Source organism: Mycobacterium sp. SA01 (genome assembly GCF_041287105.1).
Taxonomy (GTDB): domain Bacteria; phylum Actinomycetota; class Actinomycetes; order Mycobacteriales; family Mycobacteriaceae; genus Mycobacterium.
Window position 1 is genome coordinate 838643 of sequence record NZ_JBGGNO010000020.1, and the last position, 26194, is coordinate 864836.

A 26194-nucleotide genomic window follows, 5' to 3' on the forward strand; every position below is an offset into this window, starting at 1 on the left:
AGCGACATGCTCTGCTGTCCGGGCGGTACCTATCGTTTCGACTACGACAGGACCGGTCCCGGTCCTGGTGCCGCAGTGTCCGCCGAGGGGTTCGCGGGGACCGCGTGAACTACAGGAGCGCCCAGTGACCGATTCGCAGTCGCCCGTTCGGACGTATGTGCTCGACACCTCAGTTCTGTTGTCCGACCCGTGGGCGTGCACCCGGTTCGCCGAACACGAAGTGGTGGTACCGCTCGTGGTCATCAGTGAACTGGAAGCCAAACGCCACCACCACGAGTTGGGATGGTTCGCCCGACAGGCGCTGCGGTTGTTCGACGATCTCCGTCTGGAACACGGTCGCTTGGATCAGCCGATACCCATTGGCACACAAGGCGGAACGCTCAACGTCGAACTCAACCACAGCGACCAGTCGGTGCTGCCGTCCGGGTTCCGCACCGAGAACAACGACACGCGGATCTTGACGGTCGCCGCCAACCTCGCTGCCGAGGGCAAGCGAGTCACGTTGGTCAGCAAGGACATTCCGCTGCGGGTCAAGGCAGGCGCGGTCGGTCTGCTGGCCGACGAATACCACGCCCAGGATGTGATCACCTCGGGCTGGACCGGGATGACCGAGCTCGATGTGGCCCCCGAGGATGTCGACACGATCTTCGCCGAGGGCGAGATCGATCTGGAGGAGGCGCGTAATCTGCCGTGCCACACCGGTGTTCGACTGCTCGGCGCCAACTCCAGTGCGCTGGGCCGGGTGAACCCTGACAAGAAGGTTCAGCTGGTGCGGGGTGATCGCGAAGTGTTCGGCCTCCGGGGAAGGTCCGCCGAACAACGCGTCGCTCTCGACCTGCTGCTCGACGAATCGGTGGGCATCGTGTCGCTGGGCGGCAAGGCAGGCACCGGCAAGTCGGCGCTGGCGCTGTGCGCAGGTCTGGAGGCGGTGCTGGAGCGCCGTACCCAGCGCAAGGTCGTCGTGTTCCGCCCGCTGTACGCCGTCGGCGGCCAAGACCTGGGCTACCTGCCGGGCAGCGAGAGCGACAAGATGGGCCCGTGGGCGCAGGCCGTCTTCGACACCCTCGAGGGCCTGGCGTCACCGGCGGTGCTGGAAGAGGTCCTCTCCCGCGGGATGCTCGAGGTGCTGCCCCTGACGCACATCCGCGGCCGTTCGCTGCACGACTCGTTCGTGATCGTCGACGAAGCGCAGTCGCTGGAGCGCAACGTGCTGCTGACCGTGCTGTCGCGGCTGGGCAGCGGCTCGCGGGTGGTGCTGACCCACGACGTCGCGCAGCGCGACAACCTCCGGGTCGGGCGTCACGACGGTGTGGCCGCGGTCATCGAGAAGCTCAAGGGGCATCCGCTGTTCGCCCACATCACGCTGATGCGCAGCGAACGTTCCCCGATCGCCGCGCTGGTCACCGAGATGCTCGAGGAGATCAGCCCCGGCGCCCTGCCGTGACGGGCGGGTGTCAGGGACCAGGCAGCTAGGCCCGGTAAAATCAGTCGCGTGTCACGCCGTCCCGACAGCCTGTCCTGGTCCTATCTGCGAACTGTCGTAGGTGTCGTGGCGGGCGTGGCCGTCGTCGTCATCGGGGGCTTCACCGGGCACGTCAAGGTGGCCAAGGCTGATTCCGTCGACTGCTCGGTGGTCAAGTGTGTGGCATTGACCTTCGACGACGGGCCGTCGCCGTACACCGACCGGCTGCTGGGCATCCTCAACGACAACGACGCCAAGGCCACCTTCTTCGAGATCGGCAACAAGGTGGCGGCCAACCCGGCCGGCGCGAAACGGGTGGTCGACGCCGGCATGGAGCTGGGCAGCCACACCTGGGAACACCCGAACATGACGACGATCCCCCCGGAGGATGTGCCGGCCCAGTTCAGCAAGGCCAACGACGCGATCAAGGCGGCCACCGGACAGACCCCGGTGCTGTGGCGGCCGGCCGGCGGGCTCACCAACGATGCGGTCAACAAGGTTGCCGCCCAGTACGGGCTCGCCGCGATCCTGTGGGATGTGATCCCGTTCGACTGGATGAACGACTCCAACACCGCCGCCACCCGCTACATGCTGATGACCCAGATCAAGCCCAACTCGGTGGTGCTGTTGCACGACGTCTACTCGTCCACAGTGGACCTGGTCGAGCAGTTCATCCCGGTGCTGAAAGCCAACGGCTATCACCTGGTCACCGTGACCCAGATGCTGGGCCCGCGCGCGCCGGGCAGCGTGTACGGCAGCCGTGACAACGGACCGCCGGCCAACGAACTCCAGGACATCCCCGCCAGCGACATCCCGACCCTGCCCGCCACCCCGTCGCCCAAACCGATGCCGAACATTCCGATCACCGACATCCCGGGGGCCAATTCCGGCGGCTCCAACAACGGCGCATAGTCGGCGCGCCTAGGTGCACACCGCCACCTCGTTCGTCCTGACCCTGCTGGTCCTGGCCTATGCCGTGGTGTCGGGCTTGGTCGGCCGGTGGTACGTCGCGCCGGCGTTGATCTTCGTCGGGCTGGGAATGTTGTTCGGCCCCTTCGGTTTCAACCTCCTGCAAGCCGGCCCCGGCACCGAGGGCTTCACGATCCTGGCGCAGCTCGCGCTGACCGTGATCCTGTTCAACCAGGCCGCCAAGCTGGATCCGGGCAAGGTGCTCCGGCGTGGGCACGTCACGTTCCGGCTGCTGGTGATCGGCATACCGCTGACTCTGGTGCTGGGCACACTGACCGCGGCGGCGCTGCTCCCGGTGTTGCCGTGGTGGGAGGCGGTGTGCCTGGCGGCGATTGTGGCGCCCACTGAGGTGGCGCTCATCGAAGCGCTGACCGAGGACGGCCGGATTCCGGAGCGGGTGCGCAACGCTCTGTCGGTGGAAAGCGGCTTCTACGACGGCTTCGCACTGGCCGTGCTGCTGGCCGCACTCGCGTTGGCCTCGGCGCACACCGACCAACGCCCGCGGGACTGGACGTGGTTCGTGGTGCGCACCGAGGTGGTGTCGTTGGCGATCGGGGCGGCCGTCGGACTGTTGGGCGCGGTGGTGATCGCGTGGTCGCGGCGGCGGGAGTGGATGAACGACACCTGGGCTCAACTGGCCACCCTGGCCGTCGCGCTGATCTGTTTCGAGTTCGGGGAGCGGGTGCACGCCAGCGGATTCGTCGCCGCCTTCACCGGTGGTCTGGCATTCGCGGTCGTGGCGCGGCGCAGTAACACCCAAGTGTCGAACCAGGTTTCCGATGCGACCGCGCAGCTGCTGGAGCTGTTGGTGTTCGCGATGTTCGGCGCGTTCGCGGTGATCGACGCCTGGCAGCACACGAGTTGGCGAGTGGTGCTGTTCTGCGTCGTGGCGGTGTTCGGGGTGCGCCTGATCGCGGTGCTGGTCGCGTTGATCCGCACCGACCTACCCGGCTACAGCCGGGTATTCATCGGCTGGTTCGGACCGAGGGGGATCGGCACCGTGGTGCTGGGGCTGCTGGTGATCGAGCGCGGTGAGATCCAACATCCCGATGTGCTCACCCAAGCCGGAGTGATCGCGGTGACGCTGAGCCTGGTGGTGCACAGTATCACTGCGCCCCTTGGGATTTCACGCTACCGGCAGCGCCGCCGCGCCTAGGCGGCGCCGGCGCCGTCACCCCCGCTGCCGCCGGCGCCGCCGGTGCCACCGTTGGCCCCGTTGTGGTTGTTGCCGGGATTCGTTCCGTTTCCGCCGTTGCCGGGTGTCGCGCCACTGCTGCCGGCGCCACCGCCGCCACCGGCACCTCCGGTTCCGCCGTTGGCGCCGGTCCCGCCCGCACCGGTCGAGCCGCCAGTACCGCCGGTGCCGCCTTTGCCACCCTTACCGCCCGCGCCGGTAGAGCTCGTTCCGCCCTGACCACCCTGACCGGCGGTGCCGGCGTTGCCTCCCGCAGCACCCGCGCCGGTGCCGCCCTGACCGCCGGTGCCGCCCTGACCGCCTTGGCCGCCGGTTCCGCCGGTCGTGCTGCCGGTGCCGCCCTTACCGCCCTTGCCGCCATTACCGCCGGTCCCGCCGACTCCGTCCGCGCCGAGGTTCGGACCGCCGGTGCCGCCTTGACCGCCTTGGCCGCCCGTCCCGCCGACCACACCCGCGCCGCCGTTGCCGCCGTCGGCGCCGTTGCCGCCGGGGACAGCGGGATCGTTGCTGTGGACGCCGTCTCCGCCGACGCCACCGTCGCCGCCGTTTCCGGTCGCCCCGTTGCCGGCGAGGAAGCCGCCGTTGCCCCCGGCCCCGGCGTCTCCGCCGTCACCGCCGGTGCCGGGTGGGACCACTCCCGCCGGGTTGCCGTACCCGGCGCCGCCGAGGCCGCCGGTCCCGCCCGAGCCGCCGGCGCCGCCGAAGAATCCGCCGTTGCCGCCTTGGCCGCCGGCTCCGCCCTTGCCGCCGGTGACCGACGAGATGGTGCCTGTGGTGCCGGCGCCACCTTGACCGCCGGCACCGCCTGCACCGAAGAAGAGCCCGCCGTTGCCGCCGCGGCCGCCGACTTCACCGGCCAGGCCATTGCCGCCGGTGCCGCCGGTACCGAAGAAGAGGCCGCCGTTGCCGCCGTTGCCTCCGTTCAGGCCGTCACCGCCGCGGCCGAACAGGATGCCGGCGTTGCCGCCGTTGCACGCGGTACCCGTGCAACCTTCTTGGGCGTCGAGTCCGTCACCGATCAGCCAGCCACCACGGCCGATCGGCCGAAAGACGTCGAAACCGTTGACAGTGACGGCGGAGGCAAGTGCGGTGGGCGTGAACGCACCGCCGATCAACGAGTTGTGGTTGTCGAGGAACCACAGGTCCGAGCCGGGGCTCAACGGTGAGGGCGCCAACGGCGATCCGAACGACGCCAGTTGGACCGCGGGCGACAAGGTCGCCGGCGCCGGCGTGTCGGGGGAGGAGGCGAGCAGGACGCCGACGCTCAGCATCGCCGTTCCGCCGACCCCGGCGGTGATGCATCGCCGAGCTGACATGCCTGCGGGACGGCCGACCTTGCGATGTTTGGACATGCGAACCCCCTTGAGTCAACGCCACCGAACAAACTTGAGTGTTTGCTGTGAGCGGATGGCTCAATGTAGGCGTTTGCTGAATCGGCGGTCAAGGATTTCGGCAAAATTGTCACAGACCGGTGGAGTCGGGTGCTGCGAGACAAGATCATCTGCCGAAATTGACGTCACCACAGCAAAATTCGGCCAAGCTCGGGCCGGCCAGGCGCCTGCTCTGTCGGCTCAACCACGTGAGCGGGTGCGGCAGAAAGTATTTGCCATCGCGAGCAGTGCTGAAATTCGGGTTAGCTGTCCCGATGGTGACACGACTTTGTCAGGGGTGGGAGTCCGTGCCCCGGCATCGACCTATTCGGGCCCAACGCAAATCGAGGGGCCGGGTTGTGAACCCGGCCCCTCGACTTTGCGCTACTGCTCGTCAGCGCAAGCGCTCACTCGCCGTCGCGGACCTTCGCCATCGCGAGCACGTCGAGGCGCTTGTCGAGCTCTTCCTCGGAGAGCTTGTCGCCGATCAGGCCACGGTCGATGACCGTCTGCCGGATCGTCTTCTTCTCCTTCAGCGCCTGCTTGGCGACCTTCGCGGCCTCCTCGTAACCGATCGCCGAGTTCAGCGGCGTCACGATCGACGGCGACGACTCGGCGAGCTCGCGCAGGTGCTCCTCGTTGGCGATCAGGCCGTCAATGCACTTGGTGGCGAACAACTTCGACACGTTGGACAGCAGCGTGAACGACTCCAGCAGGTTGCGCGCCATCATCGGGATGTACACGTTCAGCTCGAACGCACCCGACAGGCCGCCGACCGTGATGGCGGCGTCGTTGCCGATGACCTGCGCGGCCACCTGGGTGACCGCTTCGGGGATCACCGGATTGACCTTGCCCGGCATGATCGAGCTGCCCGGCTGCAGGTCGGGGAGCTGGAGCTCGCCCAGGCCGGTCAGCGGGCCCGAGCCCATCCAGCGGATGTCGTTGGCGATCTTGGTGAACGACGCCGCGATGGTCTTCAGTGCGCCGGACGCCTCCACCAGCCCATCGCGGGCGGCCTGAGCCTCGAAAGAGTCCTTAGCCGTACGCAATTCGGCCAGACCGGTCTGCTCGACGAGCACGTCGACGACCTTGGCGCCGAAGCCGTCCGGGGCATTGAGTCCGGTGCCGACCGCGGTGCCGCCGATGGCCAGCTCGCCAAGGCGGGGGAGGGTGGCCTTCACTCGTTCGATGCCGGCCTCGACCTGGCGGGCATAGCCGCCGAACTCCTGGCCCAGGGTCACCGGGACGGCGTCCATCAGGTGGGTGCGCCCGGACTTCACCACGGTGCGCCACTGGCGGGCCTTGCCGGCCAGCGACTCATGCAGCACCTCGAGCGCCGGAATCAGGTGCCGCACAGCGGCTTCCGTCGCCGCGATGTGCGTGGCGGTGGGGAAGGTGTCGTTGGAGCTCTGCGACATGTTCACGTCGTCGTTCGGGTGCACCGTCACGCCGTTGCGCTCACAGATCGAGGCGATCACCTCGTTGGCGTTCATGTTGGAGCTGGTGCCCGACCCGGTCTGGAACACGTCGATGGGGAACTGGTCGTCGTGCAGCCCGTCGGCGATCTCACCGGCGGCGGCGATGATCGCGTCGGCCTTCTCCGCGGACAGCTTGCCCAGGTCCTTGTTGACCTGTGCGCATGCGGCTTTCAGCAAGCCCAGCGCGCGGATCTGGGTGCGCTCCAGGCCGCGGAAGGAGATCGGGAAGTTCTCGACGGCCCGCTGGGTCTGGGCGCGCCACAGGGCGTCCTTCGGTACCCGGACCTCGCCCATGGTGTCGTGCTCGATGCGGTATTCGCCCTCGACAGCACTGTCGGTCATCAAACGCCTTTCTTAGGGGAGTGGATATGCGGCGGTCTTGTCCCCGGTGAAATCCACCGCGGAGTATTCGTTGAGCTTGGAGAGCCGGTGGTAGGCGTCGATCATCCGGACGGTCCCGGACTTCGACCGCATGACGATCGACTGGGTGGTGCAGCCGCCGCCGAAGTAGCGGACACCCTTGAGCAGGTCGCCGTCGGTGACGCCGGTGGCGCAGAAGAAGACGTTCTCCCCGGCGACGAGGTCGCGGGTCGTCAGCACCCGATCCAGATCGTGGCCACGGTCGAGGGCCTTCTGACGTTCCTCGTCGTCGGTGGGCGCCAGCTGGGCCTGGATCTCGCCGCCCATGCAGCGGATCGCGGCGGCGGTGATGATGCCCTCGGGCGTGCCGCCGATGCCGGCCAGCAGATCGGTGCCGGACTCCGGCCGGCAGGCCGAGATGGCGCCCGCGACGTCGCCGTCGGAGATCAGCCGGATACGGGCGCCGGCGTCGCGGACCTCGGCCATCAGCTTGGCGTGCCGGGGCCGGTCGAGGATGCAGACGGTGATGTCGGAGACCGAGGCCTTACGGACCTTGGCGATGCGCTGGATGTTGGCGGCGATCGGCGAGGTGATGTCGATGAAGTCGGCGACATCCGGACCGCCGGCGATCTTGTTCATGTAGAACACCGCGGACGGGTCGAACATCGCGCCGCGCTCGGCGACCGCGAGCACCGAGATCGCGTTCGGCATGCCCTTGCTCATCAGGGTGGTGCCGTCCACCGGATCGACGGCGAAGTCGCAGTCCGGCCCGTCGCCGTTGCCGACCTCTTCGCCGTTGTAGAGCATCGGGGCGTTGTCCTTCTCGCCCTCACCGATGACCACGACGCCGCGCATCGACACCGAGTTGACCAGCTCACGCATGGCGTCGACGGCCGCGCCGTCACCACCTTCTTTGTCCCCTCGGCCGACCCATCGGCCGGCGGCCATGGCGCCTGCTTCGGTTACCCGAACCAATTCGAGGGCGAGGTTGCGATCGGGCGCTTCACGGCGGCGGGCGTCTGGCATGGCTGAGATTGTCCCAGAAGCCGGCCAGCCGTCCAGACCTGGGATACTGGCAGGCGTGAGTACCCCGTCCGAGACCGGCATACCGCCCCGGGAGCCCAAGCCCAGGCTGCTCCAGGACGGTCGTGACATGTTCTGGTCGCTGGCGCCCTTGATCGTGGCGTGCATTGCGTTGGCCGGGCTGGTGGGGATGTGTTCGGTACGGCCCAGCAGCCCTCGCGATGGGACGCCACCGCCGTACGACGCTGCCGCCGCGCTGAAGGCCGACGCTGAAACGCTCGCCATCCCGATCCGGTTACCGCAGGTCCCGGCCGGCTGGCGGGCCAACTCCGGCGGCCGAGGCGGAATCGACGCCGGCCGCACCGACGCCACCGGGCAGCGCCAGCGTGCCGTCACCGCGACCGTCGGCTACCTCGCCGCGTCCAAGATGTATGTGAGCCTGACCCAGAGCAACGCCGACGAGCAGGCGCTGGTGGGCTCGATCCACCGGTCGATGTATCCCACCGGCACCCAAGACGTCGATGGCGTGAAGTGGATCGTCTACGAAGGCGGTGAGGGCACCGAACCGGTGTGGACCACCCGCCTCGACAGCCAGGCCGGCCCTGCCCAAGTCGCCATAACCGGGGCCGGGAGCAGCGACGACTTCCGTACGCTGGCCGTTGCCACGCAGACGCAGAAGCCCCTGCCACCTGGCTGAAGAGGAGACGTCAATGTCCGGTCCTGAAGCCGACCTCACCGGATGGGTCTGCGAGCCGTTCAGTGCGGCGGGTATCACCCATGACGTCTACCGCAAGGGTGAAGGCCCCGGCGTGGTGCTGATCCCGGAGATCCCCGGCGTGCACCCCGGTGTGCTGGCATTGGGAAATTATCTGGTGGACAACGGATTCACCGTGGCGATCCCGTCGTTGTTCGGGACCCCGGAGGCGCCGGCGATGACGCCGGCGATGGTGCCGGTGCTGGCACGCGCGTGTGTGGCCCGGGAGTTCGCCGCGTTCGCGACGAACAAGGATCGGCCGGTCTCGCATTACCTACGTGCGCTGGCGCGGGATCTGAAGGCGAAGGCCGGCGGCAAGGGTGTCGGGGTTATCGGGCAGTGCTTCTCCGGTGGTTTCGCGCTTGCGGCCGCCGTCGACGACAGCGTGCTCGCATCGGTGCTCAGTCAGCCGTCGGTGCCGATCGCGTTGACGCCCAAGCAGAAACGCGACCCCGGGATGAGCGAGGGCGAGCTGAAGGTGATCGAGAAGCGGGCCGCCGAAGAGGGTTTGTGCGCGATGGGGCTGCGCTTCAGCGAGGACCAGATGGCGCCGGCCGAGCGGTTCAAGACGCTCAAGGACCGGCTCGGCGACTCGTTCGAGGTCATCGAGATCGACTCGTCGAAGGGCAATCCCGGCGGCTTCAGCCGGATGGCGCATTCGGTGCTCGCTCTCGAGGTGCGCGAGGTGGAGGGGCACCCGGCCTTCGAGGCGCGCAAGCGGGTTGTCCAGTTCCTCAAGGACCGGCTGACGTAAGGGCTATTCGCGCTCGACGGCTTTCAGGCCGTGGGTGGGTGTCCACCACTGGATGACGAGCAGTGTGGCGGCGTCATTGAGGTGGGTGAGCACGACCTCGGTGATGTCGGCGCGGAAGAGGTCGCCGTCGGGCCCGTCGGGGATGGAACCGGAATGAACGGCCCGCCCGGCGATCTTCGCTTCGCCGGGCCACTCTGCTTCGTTGCCTTCGACCGGATCGACCGTCGCGGTGTGCAGCGCGAATCGGGGATCGCGGTGTAGGTCGGACCCCTTGCGAGCGTTGGGCATTGAGCCGAACGTGAGCTCGCCGTCGGTGAAGGCGGTTTCGATCCCGGAGATTCGCGGTGACCCGTCGGCGCGCAGCGTCGCAATGGTCTTGTGCTTGTGCGCGTCGAACAGTGACTGCACTCGCTGGGCGAACTCGGGTGCGGCCGCTTGGACATCCCGCCATGTCGTCATGAGGTCAATGCTGTCACCGGGCTTACTGAAAATGTCATAGGCTCGTGGCATACTCGAACACATGTTCGGAGGAAGTCGGCTCCACGAGTATTGGGAGCCGTCCGTCACGGACGAGTCGCGTGTGCTGCTGACCGACATCGTTGCCGACAACCGCGCCGAGAACCAGGCCGCCGCGCGGCGGCTCATCGGTATCGCCGAACTCTTCGAACTGCGCCGCCGTGAACGGGGTGAACGCGAAAACTGGGCGGTGGACACCTGGGCTGCGGTAGGCGCAGAGATCGCGGCTGCTCTGCGAGTCAGTGTGGCCAAAGCGGGCGGCTATATGACCTACGGGCTGGCCATGAAGCAGCTTCCTGCGGTCGCGGCGCTCTTCCTGGCCGGCGACATCAACGCCGAAATGTTCCAGACGGTCGTGTTTCGTACGGGCCTCATCATTCACGACTGGGCATTGGCCGAGATCGATCGACGGCTGGCGGCGCGGATCGCGCGGTGGCCGTCGATGACTCGCGGGCGGTTGAAGTCTGAGATCGATCGCCTTGTCCTCAAGCATGATCCTGACGCGGTGCGCCGAGTTCGGGACAGGGTGCGCGACCGCGAGGTGGTGTTCAGTGATGAGGAAAACGGCTGCATCGAGGTGATGGCGCGGTTGGCGGCCACTGATGCCGAGACGTTGAAGCAGCGCATCGATGTGGTTGCACAGTCGGTGTGCGAAGCCGACCCGCGGACTGCCGACCAGCGTCGCGCCGATGCCCTAGGTGCGGTGGCCGCGCACGCGGATCGGTTGGCCTGTCGCTGCGGTGAACCGGGATGCCCGGCAGATGCACGGCCCGGGCCCGGTGCGGTCGTCATCCACGTGGTCGCCGAGCAGGCTACTGTCGAAGGACGTTCCGACAACCCGGGGTTCGTGATGGGGTCCAATGCGGTGATTCCGGCTGAGCGGGTGGCCGAGATTGCCGGGCAAGCCAAACTACGGCCGTTGGCCAACCCCGTCGACGCATCGCCCGAACGCGGCTATCGACCGTCGCGTGCCCTGGCCGATTTCGTGCGCGCCAGGGATCTCACCTGCCGGGCGCCCGGCTGCGACAAGCCGGCCACGCAGTGCGATCTGGACCATACGGTCCCGTATCCGTACGGCCCGACCCATGCAGGCAACCTGAAATGTCTGTGCCGTCACTGCCATATCCGAAAAACCTTCTGGGGTTGGCGCGACAAGCAATTGGCCGACGGCACGGTCATCTGGGAGCTGCCCGGCAACCAGACCTACGTCACCACGCCAGGCAGTGCCTTGTTGTTTCCCGGTCTGTTGGTTCCGACCCCGGCTCCAGCGGGTCGGCCGGTAGCCGAGTCGGAGGGTGATCGCACCGTCCTGATGCCCAGGCGTAAGACCACCAGGGCACAGAACCGGGCCAAGTTCGTGGCCTCCGAACGCGCCCGAAACCGAGAGGTCCGATGGGTTCGCCATGAGGCGCTGCTCGGCCCGAAGCGGCCGGTGAACGACCCGGACCCGCCGCCCTTCTAAATACCCTGGCAAAGGCCTGTTATTTCGCGTGCGTCAATATACGATGCCCGCGTGACCACCGCCCCCGCCGAGCCGCAGACTCCGGCTCCCGCCGCGAAACCCGGGTCGCGCGGCAAGACCGTCGCCATCCTCACCGTGCTGGTCGTCGTGCTGGCCTACATCGTCACGTTGTTCGGCTACTGGTGGCTGTCCGGCTCCGCCAAAGAGCTGGAAGCATCGGGTGAAGGCAATGGATCAGAGACCACCGTGCTGATCACGTTGCAGTCGCTACGCACAGTCGACTACAAGGCGGATGCCAAAGTACTTGTCATCCCGGCGGATTCACTGGTGGATGAGAACCTGGACACCCTCAAGGAAGACATCGCGGTGCGGTTGCATCCGTGGAACTCCCTGGGCGACTTGAAGTTCCCGGCCGGTGCCGCGCCGGCAGAGGTGACGACGACCATCGACGTCGACGGTGATGTGAACACCTGGCCGTTCGATCGCTACGAGACCCAAGGCATCAGCGCCGACCTGCTGGTGGGTGAGGGCGAGGATCGCAAGATCATCCCGGCCAAGGTTCAGATTGCCGGGGCATTACAGGGCTGGGACCTGTCCAGCGAGCAGGTCGCCCCTTCCCCCGCGGCCAAGGGTGACGGCGACGCCACGCAGGTGACGTTCAGCCGAGCGCTCGGTCCGCTGGCATTCGACCTCGGCATCGTCATCGTGCTGCTCACCCTGCCGACCATCGCGATCTTCACCTCGGTGCTCGTGATCACCCGGCGTAAGCAGTTCCAGATGCCGTTCGCAACCTGGTACGCCGCAATGCTGTTCGCGATCGTGCCGCTGCGCAACATCCTGCCCGGCGCACCGCCGCCGGGTGCGTGGATCGACATGGCCCTGGTGTTGTGGGTGATCGTCGCCCTGGTTGCCGCCATGGTGATGGTCGTCATCTCCTGGTTCAAACAGGTCGACTAGCTTTCCGCCGGAACAACCGGCGGCGTTTCTCGGGCGGCTCGTGTGACGTCATCTCCACGCCCTTGTACACGGCCAGGTACACCGAGATCGTCGTGACGATGATGATCATCAGGACCGGGCCCAGCACGATGCCCCAGAAGCCGAACATCGCGATCCCGGAGAACACCGCCAACAGCATCAGCGCGGGATCCAGCCGGGCCTCGCGCGGTACCAGGATGGGGCGCAGGAAGTTGTCGACGTTGGTGACGCCGATGATGTGGAACAGCACCACGAACAGGCCGCCGCCGATGTTGCCGAAGAACATCATCCCGATGCCGAACGGGATGGTGATGATGCCGCTGCCCAGCGGAATGACCGACAGCGCGGTCAGGAAGATCGCGAAGATGAAGAACCCGTTGTGGAATCCGCCGATGTAGATCGACGCCGCCCCCAGTAAGCCCTGAACCAGCGCAATGATGAACTGGCCCTTCACCGTTCCCTTCACCATCGCGCCCATCTTGGCCAGATAGAGGTCGGTGACCTCTTCGCCGAGCGGGTTGAGCCGACGGATCAGCGTCAGCAGCTGCTCCTGATTGGTCAGCAGCGAGACCAGCACGTACAAGAAGATGATCGCCGACGTGATCACGCCGATCGCCCCGCCCGCGGCCCCCTGCAACGCGTGCAGCAGCCAGCGTCCCAGGTTCTGCGAGACGTTCACCAGCGATTCGCGCACCGAGTCGGAGGTGACCGAGAAGTGGCCGAACGGCAGTTTGGCCAGCGCGTGATTGGCGTAGTCCAGTGCCTGATTGCCGACGGTCGACATGTCGGCGTTCTGCACCCACTCCGCCACATGCACGACCATGTGCGAAACCTGAAGCACCGCAAGCGTCAACAGCGCACCGACCGGGATGATGACCGTGGCCAGCGCGGCCAGCACCGTGATCGTCGCCGACAACCCGGACCCGAACCGGCGCCGGCACCGGTTGTACAGCGGGGTGAACAGATAGGCGACGATCGCCGCGATCACCACCAGGATGAAGTAGTGCCGCAGGAAGTAGGCGCCCAGCAGCACGGCGATCAGCGTGACGATCGCCAGCGCGCGCTTCTGGGTGACGGTGAACTCGGTGTTCACCGAACTACTGATTCATCAGCCGGGTCAGGTGCTCCGCAATGTTGGGGTAGCGCTTGAGGTGTGCGCCGCCGTTGAGGTCAAGAATCTCCCCGGTGAGCCAGGACGATTGGGGCGAACACAGAAAGGCCACCGCGTCGGCGATGTCCTGCGGTGTTCCCGCCCGGCCCAGTGCGGTGTTCTCCACGTACTCGTCGACAACGCCGGGGACCATGGCCGCGCCTTCGGTCAGCGGGGTGTGCACGAAGCCGGGCGCGACGGCATTGACCCGGATGCCGCGCGGACCCAATTCCAGCGCCGCCACCTGAGTCAGCATCGACAAGCCGGCTTTCGCCGCGCAGTACGCGCTCATCCCGACCGCAGGCTGCCGGGCGTTGAGCGACGTCAGCGACACCAGCGCACCGCCCTCGCCGAGATGGCGGCCGGCATGCTTCATCACCAGGAACGCACCGTTGAGGCAGACGTCGACGACCGAGCGGAACTGTTCGGCGTCGAGCTCGGTGATGACACCGAAGCCGCTGAACCCCGCACAGTTGACCACCACGTGCAAGGCACCTTCACGCTCCACGACGCTGTCGAAAAGCGTTGCGACCGAGGCTTCGTCAGTGACATCCACCTCCGCCCAGGTGTGCGGGTCACCCAGCGTCGCCGCGCGTTCGCGGGCCAGATCGGTGTTGCGGTCGGCGATCGTCACGCGCATGCCCCGGGCTGCCAGCGTCTGGGCCGTCGCCCAGCCGATCCCGGAAGCGCCCCCGACAATCACGGCTATCTGCTCGGTCATGACACCTTCCCGTCGTTGTCCGGAGCTCCCCACTTGCGCCGCACGGCCTCCCACGGGTTGCCGTATCCCGGTGGCTGACCGTGGTACGGCGACTGACGTTTGAGGTATTCGCGAGCCAGCGGTGCGATCACCCGGAAGATGTAGCGTTTCCAGCCGACCTTGTCGGCGGTCTCGGCCAACATGTCGGGCCAGGAGTGGTGCTGATGTTTGAGCACCTGTTGTGCGGTCGCCGAGTCCATCCAGTCGGTGGCGAACCAGCCGGCGTCGTCGTTCGGGTCACCCTTGCGGCCGGCGGGCAGCGCACCGACGAGACCCATCGCAGCGGCGGTGGACTGTCCGATGTCGCTCTGCCGCAGCCGGTGGGTGTCGTCGCCACCGATCAGCAGGGTCTGGCCTGAGACGTCGGCCGTGGTGGCCGCCGCGAACGCGGACGCCACATCGCGGACGTCGACGGTCTGCAACCGTCCGTCGGCGGGCAGTACACCTTCGAAGAAGATCAGGTTGGGGTCCATCCCGAGGTTGGGTTCGGTGGTCAGCACCCCACCGAGTCGCAGGATCACCCAGTCCAGGCTCGACGCCCGCACCAGAGCCTCGGCTTCGACCTTGTGCTTGCCGTAGTTGTCGTACGGGTTGACCGGCGTCTGCGCGGTCAGGACGTCAGTGATGTGGTGCGGGTTGCGCGGTCCGTACACCGCGATGCTGGATGCCTGCACCAGGCGCGCCGGATTAGGTTGAGCCTCAAGGGCTTTCACCAGGTTGGCGGTCGCGCCGACGTTGACCTTGTAGGCCAGTTGTGGTTTGGCGTAGCACAGTGGCGGGATCACGGCGGCCAGGTGGATGACGGCGGCGGGGGAGACCTCGGCCAGCAGCTTCTCGACAGCGGCCGGGTCGGTGAGGTCCGCCCAGCGCACCTGGACGCCGGTGGGGAGAGCCGCGGCGGCCTTCACGGTCGCCGGTGTTTCGAGGTCGGTGGCGACCACCCGGCGGCCGGTGGCCGCCAGCTGCTTGACCGTGGCACTTCCCACCAACCCGAATGCGCCGGTTACCAGCACAGCGTCGGACATCGAGCCCCTTCCGTCAGAGAACGCGTTCTAGTGAAGCACGGGCGAGGTACTGGTCCTAGCGCTTCACGCAGCGGAATCCGATGTGGCTCATGCCGGTGTCGACCATCTGCGGGCGGCGCGCGGCGGGACGGTAGCGCATGCAGTAGCTGTCGGCGCACAGCAACGATCCGCCTTTGACGACCTTGCGTGGCACGGTGAACTGCGGTTGCGCGGGGTCGTAGCTGGCCGCCTCGCTGCCCGCCCACCAATCGGTGGTCCACTCCCAGACATTGCCGGCCATGTCGAACAGTCCGTACCCGTTGGGTCCGAAGGTGCCGACGGCGGTGGTGCGTCCGTAGCCGGGTTCCGGGCGCCAGGGGAAGTCGCCGTGCCAGTAGTTCGCCAGGCGCTCGCCGGGTCCTTCGGGCTGATCGCCCCACGTGTAGTCGGTGTGCTCGCGCCCGCCGCGGGCGGCGGTCTCCCATTCGGCCTCGGTCGGCAGTGCCAATCCGGCCCAGGCCGCGTAGGCGTCGGCGTCCTCGTACGCGACGTGGACGACGGGGTGCTCGGCGCGTTTGGCGATCGACGAACCGGGTCCCAACGGGTGCAGCCAGGAGGCGCCCGGGGTCCAGGTCCACCACTGGCTGAGGTGACGCAGGTCGACGGGCCCGCTGGTCCGGCGGAACACCATCGAGCCCGGTTGCAGGTTGGCCGGCGGCGCACCCGGATAGTCGGTCGGGTTCAGCGGCCGCTCGGCGACGGTGAGATAACCGGTGGCCGAGACGAATTCGGTGAACTCTGCATTGGTGACCTGCCGGGCCTGGATGCCAAAGCCGGCGATGGTCACCGGTCGAGCGGGAGATTCTTCGGGGTAGTGCCGGTCGGAGCCCAGCATGGCGGTCTGTGCGGGGATCCGGACCAGTCCGGGCTCAGTCACCGAAGACGGTTTTCCAGTCGTCGCGCATACTCGCCCGTGTCCAGCCGGACTTCTCGGCGTGCTCCAGGGCCTTCTCCGCGCCTGCGGTGTAAGCGAATTCGCGCATATCGTCATCGTGGCAGACCAACATCGCCAGCGACGGCCCTGATCCGGCCATCGCGTACTGCAGCATCTCGATGTCCCCGTTCGAGTTGCCCACGGCCAGGATCGGCCGCCGGCCAACCCGCTCCCAGATGCCGACCGGCTTGACCGGGCCGTCGTTGAGGATTTCCGGCTGCGCGGTGGTCAGCAGTTCGCCGTTCTGGTAGATCAATCCGACCGAACTGCCGATCACCCGTTCCGGCGGGACGCCGTACATCGCCGTCGTGACGGGCCGCATGAAGTCCCGGCCGCCGCCGGAGACGATGTAGTTGGTGAAGCCCGACGACTCGAGGTAGCGCAGCAATTCGATCATCGGCGCATACCCGCAGGCGGTGTACGCACGGCCGAGTGTCGGATGCTTGGCGTCGGCGAAAAATGCGTTGACCCGCGCCGCGTGCTCCTCGGTGGTGATGGTGGCGTTGGCCGAAAGAACGCCTCCGGCAAGGAGTTTCAGGTCGGAGTCGTCACCGTTGTAGTGCTTGGTGACTGCGTCGCCGAACCAGCCCAGATCGCCGGATGCGGCGGCGGTGTAGGGCTGTTCGGTAGCCAGCGCGGGATCGAGCGCGACCTGTTCGGCGATCCGCCGGACCAGGAAGTCCAGCTGGATGTATGCCGGCTTCTCGCACCACAGCGTGCCGTCGTTGTCGAACACGGCGACCCGCTCCTCGGGTGCCACCGAGTCGACGGCACGCGCTGTGAACTCGACGAGTGCCGACTTCGCGGCCCCGTCGGCCCACGACTCCAGCATCTAGTCGGCCGCCAGGAACTCGTCGAGCTTCTTGACGATCTGGTCGATGCTGAAGCTGGCCGGTGGGTGCCGCGGCGGAAATTCCTTGAAGGTGTCGAGGAACATCGACGCCATCGCTGTTGCGTAGAACGCGAAGAAATCCCGCCGCAGGAACCACTCGTAGTACGTGTTCGACGTGATGTCGGCGTACTCGAACGGGTCGGTGCGCAGGTTGAACAGCTTGGGTACCCGCAGCTCGGTGAACGGCTCGGCCCAGATCCGCAGTGTGCCCTGGCAGCGCTGCTCGGCGAACACGATCTTCCAATTCTCGAAACGCATCGCCACCAGTTGGGCGTCGTCGTTGAAATAGAAGAAGCCGCGTCTGGGACTGTGCTCGACCTCGCCCATCAGATAGGGCAGCAGGTTGAACCCGTCGATATGGACCTTGTATTCCATATCGCCGATCCGATAGCCCTTCTTCAGCTTCTCGCTGACGTCGGGGTCTCCCGCTGCGGCCAGCAACGTCGGCAGCCAGTCATGGTGCTGGATGATGTCGTTGGAAACGCTGCCCGCCTTGATCTTTCCGGGCCAGCGGATCATCTCCGGCACCCGGTAGGCGCCCTCCCAGTTGGTGTTCTTCTCGCTGCGGAACGGAGTGGTACCGGCGTCCGGCCACGAGTTCCGATGCGGGCCGTTATCCGTCGAGTAGATGACGATGGTGTCCTCGGCGATACCGAGTTCGTCGAGAACGTCGAGCACCGTGCCCACGTTCTTGTCGTGGTCGATCATCGCGTCGTGGTATTCCGACTGCCACAGCCCCGCCTGCCCCTTGCTGCCCGGTTTGAGGTGTGTGTACAGGTGCATGTGGGTGAAGTTGCACCAGACGAAGAACGGGTTTCCCGCGTCGTGCTGGCGACGGATGTACTCGACCGTGCGATCGGCGATGTCGTCGTCGATGGTTTCCATCCGCTTGGCGGTCAGCGGCCCGGTATCGGTGATGGTCTGCTTGCCGACGGGCCCGAACTTCTCGTCGTCGGGCTCGGTCGAAACTTCGGCCAGCGCCTTGCAATCCATCACGCCGCGCGGCAAGGCCTGTTCGTAGAGTCGCGGGAACTGATCCTTGTGCGGATAGTCGTACTGCTCGGGTTCCTCTTCGGCGTTGAGGTGATACAGGTTGCCGTAGAACTCGTCGAACCCGTGCACGGTCGGCAGGTACTTGTTGAGGTCGCCGAAATGATTCTTGCCGAACTGGCCGGTGGCGTATCCGAGCGGTTTGAGCAGCTCGGCGATCGTGGGATCCTCGGCGGCCCAGCCGATGTCGACACCGGGGATGGCGACCTTGCTCATACCGGTGCGGTAGACGCTTTGGCCGCTGATGAAAGCGGCTCGTCCGGCCGTGCAGCTCTGTTCACCGTAGGAGTCGGTGAAGCGCATACCCTCGGCGGCGATCCGGTCGATGTTGGGTGTGCGGTAGCCCATGATTCCGTCGCTGTAGCAGGACAGGTTCGTGATCCCGATGTCATCGCCCCAGATGACCAAGATGTTGGGTTTTTCTCCAGGCATATTCCGACGTTAGGCCAGTCGGTCGGGCGATGGTGCGCTCTCACCAACTATTCATGAAACCTGGATCAGGACGAACAGTTTTCGTATCGGGCGGTCAATTGTCGTTCCGGCTGGGTGGGTAGGTACACCAACGGGTCATACCTGGTGCATCCGCCGACGGTGACCACGACGGGGCCGCGGGCGAATCCGCGACCGCCGATGTGCCCGGACAGCTGATCGCCGGCACTGTAGAGAACCGGTGCCGGCAGTGTCGCCACGACCGGCAGATGTGTGCGCGCCAAACTCAATGCGACCGCGATATCGTGGGACCCGATTGTCTTCTCGGAGAACCAAACTGGTGCGGTGAGCGGAGCATTGATCCGTAGCCGATCGATATGGGCGATCGCCTGGTCACTGTTGAGCCGGTTGAACACATCCAGCTCGGCCGCCGTGGGCAGCCGCCGTGACGTCTTGATCTCGGCGGGGTGCTCCTTGCCTGCCTCGACGGACCAGTCCAGCCCCGCAAGGTGCGGGAATCGATCGGCCAACGTGCGCATCGCCGCGCTGACGTTGCGGTAGTCGCTCGGATCGGCAAGGTCGAGGCGTGCGAGATTCGATTGGCCGCCTTCCTGTGCGGTCAGCTGTCCGCCCGGATGCGTAATGGTGGATCGCATAGTGACTGTGGCGCCGGGGAATTCGTGTCGGAGCAGCGCCCAGTCCCGCGCCTGCGTGACGATCTGATCCGCGTTGGTGATCGCCAGCGTCCCGCTGTCGACGGCGAACAGATTCCAGCCGCGTCGCAGGTCCATCTCGAGCCGGTATCCGGTGTACTTGCCCCCGGCAAGATCGCGCAGATACTGCGAGGTGATCGCGGCGGCCTGATCGCTGGTCAGATGGTCGGAAACGTCGACGTACAGGCGGAAGTAGACCATGCCCTGCGCCTGACTTCGGGCGAAGTCGCTCGTGGCCGCGACCACGCCGGGCAGACCCCGCACCTGGGCGGCGAGCGCGTCGGCGTCCGCGCGCCGGTCTGGCACGCCGCCGGGAGCGCACCCCACCAGCGCGGCGAGTGCGATCAACGCCCCCAGGGCGGCGGATAGACGGCGGATCGGCACGGCAACCGAGTGTACGGGTGTGGAGTCTGGCAACGCGCTGTGAGCGCGGAGTACTGAAGTCGCTCTCGCACCGGCCTTTTGGCCCTCGCGGTCGACGCGGCTTCGGAGCAGTGTGGAGGACGTGAGCGCAGACGACACCCTGGCCACGGTCCCCTTGAGCGAGGCCTTGTCGACGTTGGAGACCTCGGCCCTTGGACTGACATCCGAGCAGGCGCTGACCCGTCGTGACCGTTATGGGCTCAACCAGATCGAAGAACAGCGCGTCAACCCGGTGCTGGCTTTCCTCGGCTATTTCTGGGCCCCGATCCCGTGGATGATCGAGGTGGCACTGCTGCTGTCGCTGGCCGCGCGGCACTGGGCGGACGCGCTGATCATCGGCATCCTCCTGATCCTCAACGGGCTGGTCGCATTCGTGGAAGAACACCAGGCGGCCGGCGCGATCGCCGCGCTCAAAGAGGGGTTGGCCACCTCGGCGCGCGTCCGGCGGGACGGGTCGTGGGTCACCGTCGCGGTCAGTGAACTCGTGCCCGGCGACGTGGTCCGGGTACGTCTCGGTGATGTGATACCGGCTGATCTGCGGGTGCTCGACGACGTTTCGGTGCAGGTCGACCAATCCGCACTCACCGGAGAGTCACTGGCAGTGACCAGGGGCCGGGGTCAACCGCTGTACTCCGGCTCGGTGCTGGTGCGCGGCGAGGCGGATGCGGTCGTGTACGCCACCGGTGCCTCGTCGTATTTCGGGCGCACCGCTGCGCTGGTACAGACGGCCGGCACGATCAGTCACTTCCAGCGCGCCGTTCTGCGCATCGGCCACTACCTGATCGTGCTCGCCGTGGGGTTGGTGGCGCTGACGACGGTGGTGTCGCTGATCCGCGGCAACGCCGTCCTGGAGACGCTCGAGTTCGCGTTGGTGGTGACGATCGCATCCATCCCGGTCGCCCTGCCCGCGGTGCTGTCGGTCACGATGGCGGTCGGGGCGCGCAAACTCGCCCGACAGCAAGCGGTGGTGAGCCACCTGCCGGCCATCGAGGAATTGGGTGGCATGGACCTGCTGTGCTCCGACAAGACCGGCACGCTCACCCAGAACCAGCTGGCAGTCGCCGCGGTCTGGACTGCCGACGGAGTGGCCGAGCAGACACTGCTCGCCACCGCCGCACTGGCCTCCCGCGCCGAGGACAACGACCCCATCGACCTCGCGGTACTGGCCAGTGCGGTGCAGGTTCCGGCGGCCGACGTATCGCTGTTCGTCCCGTTCGACCCGGTGAGCAAGCGAACCGAAGCGCAGGTGCGCGATGTTTCCGGCGGGCAGTTCCACGTGAGCAAGGGCGCACCGCAGGTCATCGCGGCGCTGTGCGAACATGACCCCGCCGCCGACGCGGTCGCCGGCGTCGTCGGCGGATTCGCCACCCACGGCTATCGCTCCCTGGCAGTGGCTCAGACCGACTCGGCCGGTGTCTGGCGGATGATGGGCGTGCTCGGCCTGGCCGACCCACCGAGGTTCGACTCGGCTGAAACCATCGCCGCAGCAAGGGAACTCGGAGTCCACGTGAAGATGGTCACCGGCGATCAGGTTGCGATCGGGCAGGAGATCGCCCGCCAGGTCGGCCTCGGTGACCGGATCCTCGACGCCGCCGCGCTCGACGCATCCGCGGACCAGGAGCTGGCTGATGTGGTGGCGGGCGCTGACGGGTTCGCTCAGGTCTATCCCGAACACAAGTACCGGATCGTTGAGCTTCTGCAGTCCCGCGGACACATCGTGGGAATGACCGGCGACGGCGTCAACGATGCTCCGGCGCTCAAGCAGGCTGACGCCGGGATCGCCGTTGCGGGCGCCACCGATGCCGCACGGGCAGCAGCGGATGTGGTGCTGCTCGCACCGGGACTCTCGGTGATCGTGGCCGCAATCCGAGAGGCCCGCGAGATCTTCGAGAGGATGACCAGCTACGCCATCTACCGCATCGCCGAGACGATCCGGGTGCTGTTGCTCATCACGCTCTCGATCATCGTGATGAACTTCTTTCCGGTCACCGCGGTGATGATCGTGTTCCTCGCGTTGCTCAATGACGGTGCCATCCTGGCGATCGCCTACGACCGGGTTCGCGGCTCATCAAAACCCGCGTCCTGGGACATGCAGGGGATCTTGGTCATCGCCACCGCGCTCGGCCTGATGGGGGTGGCCGAGACGTTTCTGCTGTTTCTGGTCGCGGACAAGTATTTCGGCCTCGACCACGACCTGATTCGGACCCTCATCTACCTCAAACTGTCGGTGTCGGGCCATCTGACCATTTTCGTCACTCGCACCCGGCGGCCGTTCTGGTCGTCACCTGCGCCTGCTCGTGTTCTGCTCGTCGCAGTCATCGGGACGCAGGCGGTGGCGACGGTGATCGCGGTCTGCGGGTTCGCCATGACGCCGCTGGGCTGGCGATGGGCGGCTGTGGTCTGGGTGTACGCGATTATCTGGTTCCTCGTCGAGGACCGCGTGAAGTTACTCGCGTATCGCTGGCTCGATCGGCGGTAACCGCGCTCGTTATCCTCGAAGGATGCCGACGAGATTCCGATTGCTCATGGCTGCCGCGCTCGTTCTCGGGCTGACTGCTCTGCAACAGCCGTCGGCCAACGCCGGAACCGGCCACGAACCGCTGACCGCCGGGGGCCTGGTGGCGGCTCTCACCGCCGACGGTGTCGCGGTGCCCAACGCCATCGACACCACCGCCCAGGAGTGTCCCGCTGCCGGCTGCGAGCAAGCGATCGTCACCGACACCCTGAGGGTCAAGTCGTTCGCGACGGTCCGGCAGGCCAAGTGGTATTCGGTCGCGGCGGGGCTGCCTCGATTCGCCAACATCGTCGTCGAATTCGCGCCGCCGCTGACCGTCGCCGAACGAGACGGCTATCTCGAGGCGATCGGACGGCTGCTGCCATGAGGTGTCCTCGGCGGCCCCTGAGGCTGGCGGTAGCCGGCCTCGCCGTGCTGGTGGCGGGCTGCGCCGGCCAGGACGCCGGTGCGCCGCCGCGGCCGAGCGTGCCGGCTGGACCGGTGATGCTCAACGATGCGTCGGTCGGCTCGGTACTGAGCGCCATCACGAAGTCCGGGCTGCCCGCGGTGAACGCCCACGATTCGACGGCGTCCAGGTGCCCGCAGGCAGGCTGTGTCCAAGCGACTGACACCGACACCGTCTCGATCCTGAAGTTCCCCAGCACCGGCCGAGCGGAGATCTACGCCGCCGCGGTGCCCGACATGCTCCAGGTCGAAGACGTCGTCCTGGTCTTCACGACCACCGTGACGAGCGAGCAGAAGGCCGCCTACGGCCGCGCCGTCAAAGACGCGATGCGTTAGCCCTTCATCTCGGCGTAGAGGTCGGTGTAGTAGGGCAGGCAGTGCTCGAGCGCCTCACCGGTGGTGTACAGCGGCTGGTAGCCCAGGTCGCGGCGGGCCTTGGCGATGGAGAAGTAGTTGTCGATCGACACCCGTTCCACCGCAAGCGGTTCCAGCGGCGGCTGGGGGAACTTGAACTTGAAGTGCAGCCACTGCCAGCCGGTCAGGACGGCATGGACGAAGCCGCCGGGAATCCATACCGTCGGCCACTTCTCGCCGCAGGCCTCCACCACCGGTCGGGAGAAGTCGAACATGTTGATCGGCTCGCCGTCGTTGATGAAGTACGCCTGACCGGGTGCGGTGCCACCGGGCGCCAAATGCTCTGCGGCCAATATGAATCCGTGCACGAGGTTGTGCACGTAGGAGTTGTCGAGCTTGGCGTCCTTGTTGCCGACGAGAACCTTCACGTGCCCGGCGATCACCCGCTCGAACAGCTTGCGGAACATGGTCTGATCGCCCCGGCCCCAGATGCCGCTGGGCCGGATCGAACAGGTCAGCAGGCCGTCCACACCGTTCTGGCTGAGCACGAACTTCTCGGCCACCACCTTGGTCTCGGTGTAGAGGTCGTTGAAACGTGCTGTGTACGGCAGTGTTTCGTCGCCATTGACGATCCGTTGGCCGCCCATGACCACGCTGTTGGATGCGGTGTAGACGAATCGCTTGACGCCGGCTGCTTGTGCGGCGTGCACCAGGTTCTTGGTCCCTTCGACGTTCACGTCGAAGCTGCGCTTGCGGTACTCCGCGGTGACCGACGCCCCGCCCATCAGGTCGATGATCGCCGCGGTGTGGAAAATCGTGTCGATCCCGTCGACGGCCGCAGCGACGGTGGCGGTGTCGCAGATGTCGCCCTGGATCACTTCGAGGCGCTCATGGGAGGGCAGCGCCGACGGTGCCCGATCGAAGGCGCGAACGAAGTGCCCGCGGTCCAGCAACTCGGTCACGAGGTTGGCGCCGACGAATCCGGCGCCCCCAGTCACCAGGACGCGGCCCAGCTCGGTTGTCAGGGTGGCATCACTCATGGCGGCGAGAATAACTGAAACACGTTCCAGTTTTCCAATATCGCAGGTTAGCGCGCCGGCCGGATCACTCCTCGTCGGCGTCGCGGGCGGCCAGCGCATCTTCGATGCGTTTGCGCGCCCCGGCTAAGTGCTCCTCACAGCGTCGTGCCAGTTCCTCGCCTCGTTCCCACAGTTTCAGCGACGAATCAAGATCGAGGCCGCCTTGCTCCAGCACCCGGACGACCTCAATCAGCTGATCCCGGCAATCTTCGTAGCCAAGCTGACTAATGGGCGTCGTCTCGTCAGGTTTGCTCATGCGGATCCGTCCGTCGGGCCTGTGCTACTTGCGCCGATTGCGCCGTCGCCGACCCGGATGCGCAGCGCGGTTCCGGGCGGTGCATCGGCGGTAGAGCGAAGGATCTCAGCCTCTCCTTGTCGGCTGAGCACCTGGACCACGGCGTAACCCCGCGCCAGGGTGGCCGCCGGGCCGAGGGTGGCCAGCCGCGCCGCGAGGTGACCGATCCGGTCGGTTTCGGCGGCGACCAGCCGTTTGACGTCGCGTCGAACGCAGGCCCGGGCCCGCTCGATCTCCTCGGTGCGATGTGTCAATGCGCCCAACGGGTCGGCCAGCACCGGCCGACTGCGCAGATGGGTGACGGTCCGCTGCTCGCGGCCGACCCAGTTGCGCAGTGCCTGCGCACTGCGGTGCCGAAGCTCCGAGACCAGCGCCAGCTCGGCGGCCGTGTCGGGAACCACCCTCTTGGCGGCATCGGTCGGGGTGGCCGCCCGCACATCAGCGACCAGGTCACACAGCGGGTTGTCCGGCTCGTGGCCGACGGCGCTGACCACCGGCGTGGTGCACGCGGCGATCTCACGGCACAGCGTCTCATCGGAGAACGGCAGCAGGTCTTCCACGCTGCCGCCGCCGCGGGCGATCACGATCACGTCGACCTCGGGGTCGGCGTCGAGTTCACGCAACGCCTCGACGATTTGCGCCACTGCGTTGACGCCCTGCACCGCGGTGTTGCGGATGGCGAAACGGACCGCGGGCCAGCGGGCGGCCGCCACCGTGGTCACGTCGTGCTCGGCCGCGCTGGCCCGCCCCGTGATCAGGCCGACGGTCGACGGCAGGAATGGCAGCGGGCGTTTGAGCCGCGGGTCGAACAGTCCCTCGGCCTCCAGCAGCCTACGTAACCGTTCGATGCGGGCCAGCAGCTCACCGACGCCGACCGCGCGAATGTCGCTGACGCGCAACGAAAACGAGCCGCGCACGGTGTAGAAGCTCGGCTTGCCGCACACCACCACCTGGGTGCCCTCGGTGAGCTTCACCGGTGCCGCGAGCAGCAGATCACGCGAGCAGCTGATATCGAGCGACATGTTGGCCGCCGGATCGCGCAGCACCATGTATGCCGTGGAGTTGCGCACGTTGATCTGGGTCAGCTGACCTTCGACCCACACCGTGCCGAGCTTGTCGATCCAGCCGGCGATGCGGATGGCCACCGCTCGGACCGGATACGGGTTCTCCGCAGAGTTGTTCTGAGCGCTGGTCACTTGGCGGACGCGCGGGTGATCCTGTTGGCCAGCAGCGTCTGGAACGGCGCCCGCGACTTGGAGGCCTCCTCGTAGGCGAGCAGCGCTTCGAGGTCGGCCACACTGAGCGATTGCAGCCGGGCCCGCAGTTGCGCCAGCGTCAGCGACTCGTAGTCGAGCTCCTCGGCGATCGGCGGTGCACCCTTGGTGGCCGTTGCCCCATTGGAGGGCTGGGCCGAAGACTGAGACTTCACCTCGACGCCGTCGGTGGTGCTGTACAGGGCGAACCGGCCTTCGGTGAGACGCTCCCCGTCCTGTGCGGGTGCGTCGTCGTCCTCGCCGGCGGAGTCCTCGTCGAAGGTCGCCCACTCGGGCTGCTCGTCCTTCGGCGGGAAGATGTTCTCCAGGGCGCTGTCGCCCTTGATCACCAGGTCAGCCAGGTCCTGCTGCATCTTCATCACGATGTGCGCGACGGTGCTCGCCACCGTCATCGGGTACATCAGGATGGTTTGCGGCAGCTTGCGGGTTTCTTCGAGGGCGGTGACGGCGGCGCCGACCAGCAGACGAACCCCGTACGGTGCGGTTGCCATGGGCCCTAG

The 26194-nt window shown here is 66.8% G+C and carries 25 protein-coding genes; 10 read left to right on the plus strand and 15 right to left on the minus strand.

What is annotated here, in order from left to right; all coding sequences use genetic code 11:
* Window positions 1-124 precede the first annotated feature (124 nt).
* Genes AB4879_RS23340 through AB4879_RS23350 form a run of 3 tightly spaced genes read left to right on the plus strand, consistent with a single transcriptional unit; the run spans window position 125 to window position 3587 of the window.
* The gene (locus tag AB4879_RS23340) at window positions 125-1444 is read left to right on the plus strand and encodes a PhoH family protein (protein ID WP_102809349.1); all 1320 of its coding nucleotides are present in this window, start codon (window positions 125-127) and stop codon (window positions 1442-1444) included.
* Between the two features lie 48 nt (window positions 1445-1492).
* Window positions 1493-2374 (plus strand): polysaccharide deacetylase family protein, encoded by an 882-nt coding sequence (locus AB4879_RS23345; protein ID WP_102809350.1) that lies wholly within the window; start codon window positions 1493-1495, stop codon window positions 2372-2374.
* A 13-nt stretch (window positions 2375-2387) separates the two neighbouring features.
* Window positions 2388-3587, plus strand: a complete 1200-nt coding sequence (locus AB4879_RS23350; RefSeq protein ID WP_370509454.1) for a cation:proton antiporter — start codon at window positions 2388-2390, stop codon at window positions 3585-3587.
* Here the strand turns inward: AB4879_RS23350 and AB4879_RS23355 are convergent.
* From AB4879_RS23355 to glpX, 3 genes are all read right to left on the minus strand, one after another.
* Window positions 3584-4978: a hypothetical protein gene (locus AB4879_RS23355; RefSeq protein WP_370509455.1), complete on the minus strand. Its 1395-nt coding sequence runs from the start codon at window positions 4976-4978 to the stop codon at window positions 3584-3586. The genes AB4879_RS23350 and AB4879_RS23355 overlap by 4 nt on opposite strands.
* A gap of 425 nt (window positions 4979-5403) precedes the next feature.
* Entirely contained in the window at window positions 5404-6816 is a 1413-nt protein-coding gene (locus AB4879_RS23360) for a class II fumarate hydratase (protein WP_370509456.1), read from the minus strand.
* Window positions 6817-6828: 12 nt separating this feature from the next.
* Window positions 6829-7860 carry a class II fructose-bisphosphatase gene (glpX, locus tag AB4879_RS23365; protein WP_102809354.1) on the minus strand — a complete coding sequence of 344 codons (1032 nt, stop codon included), beginning with the start codon at window positions 7858-7860 and terminating at the stop codon, window positions 6829-6831.
* On the opposite strand from glpX, the gene AB4879_RS23370 reads away from it, so the two are divergent.
* A complete protein-coding gene (locus tag AB4879_RS23370) occupies window positions 7859-8554 on the plus strand; it encodes a DUF4245 domain-containing protein (protein ID WP_102809355.1) in 696 nt (231 codons plus the stop codon). The genes glpX and AB4879_RS23370 overlap by 2 nt on opposite strands.
* Window positions 8555-8567: 13 nt before the next feature.
* Complete coding sequence (locus AB4879_RS23375) at window positions 8568-9365, plus strand: dienelactone hydrolase family protein (RefSeq protein ID WP_370509457.1); 798 nt, start codon at window positions 8568-8570, stop codon at window positions 9363-9365.
* A 3-nt stretch (window positions 9366-9368) separates the two neighbouring features.
* On the opposite strand, the gene AB4879_RS23380 is transcribed toward AB4879_RS23375, so the two are convergent.
* Entirely contained in the window at window positions 9369-9824 is a 456-nt protein-coding gene (locus AB4879_RS23380; RefSeq protein ID WP_370509458.1) for a pyridoxamine 5'-phosphate oxidase family protein, read from the minus strand.
* A 61-nt stretch (window positions 9825-9885) separates the two neighbouring features.
* Here AB4879_RS23380 and AB4879_RS23385 point away from each other — a divergent pair, with 61 nt between their 5' ends.
* Window positions 9886-11343 carry a DUF222 domain-containing protein gene (locus tag AB4879_RS23385; protein WP_370509459.1) on the plus strand — a complete coding sequence of 486 codons (1458 nt, stop codon included), beginning with the start codon at window positions 9886-9888 and terminating at the stop codon, window positions 11341-11343.
* A gap of 51 nt (window positions 11344-11394) precedes the next feature.
* A complete protein-coding gene (locus AB4879_RS23390; protein WP_370509460.1) occupies window positions 11395-12300 on the plus strand; it encodes a DUF4436 domain-containing protein in 906 nt (301 codons plus the stop codon).
* Here the strand turns inward: AB4879_RS23390 and AB4879_RS23395 are convergent.
* From AB4879_RS23395 to AB4879_RS23425, 7 genes are all read right to left on the minus strand, one after another.
* Complete coding sequence (locus AB4879_RS23395; RefSeq protein ID WP_370509461.1) at window positions 12284-13411, minus strand: AI-2E family transporter; 1128 nt, start codon at window positions 13409-13411, stop codon at window positions 12284-12286. The genes AB4879_RS23390 and AB4879_RS23395 overlap by 17 nt on opposite strands.
* 4 nt (window positions 13412-13415) lie before the next feature.
* Entirely contained in the window at window positions 13416-14189 is a 774-nt protein-coding gene (locus tag AB4879_RS23400; RefSeq protein ID WP_370509462.1) for an SDR family NAD(P)-dependent oxidoreductase, read from the minus strand.
* Window positions 14186-15253: an NAD-dependent epimerase/dehydratase family protein gene (locus AB4879_RS23405; protein ID WP_370509463.1), complete on the minus strand. Its 1068-nt coding sequence runs from the start codon at window positions 15251-15253 to the stop codon at window positions 14186-14188. Before AB4879_RS23405 ends, AB4879_RS23400 begins: the two co-directional genes overlap by 4 nt.
* Window positions 15254-15308: 55 nt before the next feature.
* Window positions 15309-16169 carry a formylglycine-generating enzyme family protein gene (locus tag AB4879_RS23410; protein WP_370509464.1) on the minus strand — a complete coding sequence of 287 codons (861 nt, stop codon included), beginning with the start codon at window positions 16167-16169 and terminating at the stop codon, window positions 15309-15311.
* A complete protein-coding gene (locus AB4879_RS23415; RefSeq protein ID WP_370509465.1) occupies window positions 16162-17058 on the minus strand; it encodes an HAD family hydrolase in 897 nt (298 codons plus the stop codon). The genes AB4879_RS23410 and AB4879_RS23415 overlap by 8 nt, the downstream gene beginning before the upstream one ends.
* Complete coding sequence (locus tag AB4879_RS23420) at window positions 17059-18600, minus strand: arylsulfatase (protein ID WP_370509466.1); 1542 nt, start codon at window positions 18598-18600, stop codon at window positions 17059-17061.
* A 65-nt stretch (window positions 18601-18665) separates the two neighbouring features.
* Entirely contained in the window at window positions 18666-19694 is a 1029-nt protein-coding gene (locus AB4879_RS23425; protein WP_370509467.1) for a hypothetical protein, read from the minus strand.
* 121 nt (window positions 19695-19815) lie between these two features.
* Here AB4879_RS23425 and AB4879_RS23430 point away from each other — a divergent pair, with 121 nt between their 5' ends.
* From AB4879_RS23430 to AB4879_RS23440, 3 genes are read left to right on the plus strand one after another with little or no spacing between them, the layout of a single operon-like run.
* Window positions 19816-22212, plus strand: a complete 2397-nt coding sequence (locus AB4879_RS23430) for a plasma-membrane proton-efflux P-type ATPase (RefSeq protein WP_370509468.1) — start codon at window positions 19816-19818, stop codon at window positions 22210-22212.
* 22 nt (window positions 22213-22234) lie between these two features.
* Entirely contained in the window at window positions 22235-22615 is a 381-nt protein-coding gene (locus AB4879_RS23435) for a hypothetical protein (protein WP_370509469.1), read from the plus strand.
* On the plus strand, window positions 22612-23028 hold the full coding sequence (locus tag AB4879_RS23440) for a hypothetical protein (protein WP_370509470.1): 417 nt from the start codon (window positions 22612-22614) through the stop codon (window positions 23026-23028). The genes AB4879_RS23435 and AB4879_RS23440 overlap by 4 nt, the downstream gene beginning before the upstream one ends.
* On the opposite strand, the gene AB4879_RS23445 is transcribed toward AB4879_RS23440, so the two are convergent.
* Genes AB4879_RS23445 through AB4879_RS23460 form a run of 4 tightly spaced genes read right to left on the minus strand, consistent with a single transcriptional unit; the run spans window position 23025 to window position 26185 of the window.
* Window positions 23025-24098 carry an NAD-dependent epimerase/dehydratase family protein gene (locus AB4879_RS23445; RefSeq protein WP_370509562.1) on the minus strand — a complete coding sequence of 358 codons (1074 nt, stop codon included), beginning with the start codon at window positions 24096-24098 and terminating at the stop codon, window positions 23025-23027. The genes AB4879_RS23440 and AB4879_RS23445 overlap by 4 nt on opposite strands.
* A gap of 52 nt (window positions 24099-24150) precedes the next feature.
* Window positions 24151-24381, minus strand: a complete 231-nt coding sequence (locus AB4879_RS23450) for an exodeoxyribonuclease VII small subunit (RefSeq protein ID WP_102809369.1) — start codon at window positions 24379-24381, stop codon at window positions 24151-24153.
* Window positions 24378-25616: an exodeoxyribonuclease VII large subunit gene (gene xseA, locus AB4879_RS23455; RefSeq protein ID WP_370509471.1), complete on the minus strand. Its 1239-nt coding sequence runs from the start codon at window positions 25614-25616 to the stop codon at window positions 24378-24380. The genes AB4879_RS23450 and xseA overlap by 4 nt, the downstream gene beginning before the upstream one ends.
* A complete protein-coding gene (locus tag AB4879_RS23460) occupies window positions 25613-26185 on the minus strand; it encodes a lipid droplet-associated protein (protein WP_370509472.1) in 573 nt (190 codons plus the stop codon). The genes xseA and AB4879_RS23460 overlap by 4 nt, the downstream gene beginning before the upstream one ends.
* Window positions 26186-26194: the final 9 nt, after the last annotated feature.

Excerpts from the sequence above, each read along its gene's own strand:
- AB4879_RS23355 (WP_370509455.1), bottom strand. The coding sequence starts at position 4,978 with ATGTCCAAACATCGCAAGGTCGGCCGTCCCGCAGGCATGTCAGCTCGG.
- AB4879_RS23360 (WP_370509456.1), bottom strand. The coding sequence starts at position 6,816 with ATGACCGACAGTGCTGTCGAGGGCGAATACCGCATCGAGCACGACACC.
- AB4879_RS23370 (WP_102809355.1), top strand. The coding sequence starts at position 7,859 with ATGGCTGAGATTGTCCCAGAAGCCGGCCAGCCGTCCAGACCTGGGATA.
- glpX (WP_102809354.1), bottom strand. The coding sequence starts at position 7,860 with ATGCCAGACGCCCGCCGCCGTGAAGCGCCCGATCGCAACCTCGCCCTC.
- AB4879_RS23375 (WP_370509457.1), top strand. The coding sequence starts at position 8,568 with ATGTCCGGTCCTGAAGCCGACCTCACCGGATGGGTCTGCGAGCCGTTC.
- AB4879_RS23380 (WP_370509458.1), bottom strand. The coding sequence starts at position 9,824 with ATGACGACATGGCGGGATGTCCAAGCGGCCGCACCCGAGTTCGCCCAG.
- AB4879_RS23385 (WP_370509459.1), top strand. The coding sequence starts at position 9,886 with ATGTTCGGAGGAAGTCGGCTCCACGAGTATTGGGAGCCGTCCGTCACG.
- AB4879_RS23400 (WP_370509462.1), bottom strand. The coding sequence starts at position 14,189 with ATGACCGAGCAGATAGCCGTGATTGTCGGGGGCGCTTCCGGGATCGGC.
- AB4879_RS23405 (WP_370509463.1), bottom strand. The coding sequence starts at position 15,253 with ATGTCCGACGCTGTGCTGGTAACCGGCGCATTCGGGTTGGTGGGAAGT.
- AB4879_RS23415 (WP_370509465.1), bottom strand. The coding sequence starts at position 17,058 with ATGCTGGAGTCGTGGGCCGACGGGGCCGCGAAGTCGGCACTCGTCGAG.
- AB4879_RS23420 (WP_370509466.1), bottom strand. The coding sequence starts at position 18,600 with ATGCCTGGAGAAAAACCCAACATCTTGGTCATCTGGGGCGATGACATC.
- AB4879_RS23435 (WP_370509469.1), top strand. The coding sequence starts at position 22,235 with ATGCCGACGAGATTCCGATTGCTCATGGCTGCCGCGCTCGTTCTCGGG.
- AB4879_RS23440 (WP_370509470.1), top strand. The coding sequence starts at position 22,612 with ATGAGGTGTCCTCGGCGGCCCCTGAGGCTGGCGGTAGCCGGCCTCGCC.
- AB4879_RS23450 (WP_102809369.1), bottom strand. The coding sequence starts at position 24,381 with ATGAGCAAACCTGACGAGACGACGCCCATTAGTCAGCTTGGCTACGAA.
- AB4879_RS23460 (WP_370509472.1), bottom strand. The coding sequence starts at position 26,185 with ATGGCAACCGCACCGTACGGGGTTCGTCTGCTGGTCGGCGCCGCCGTC.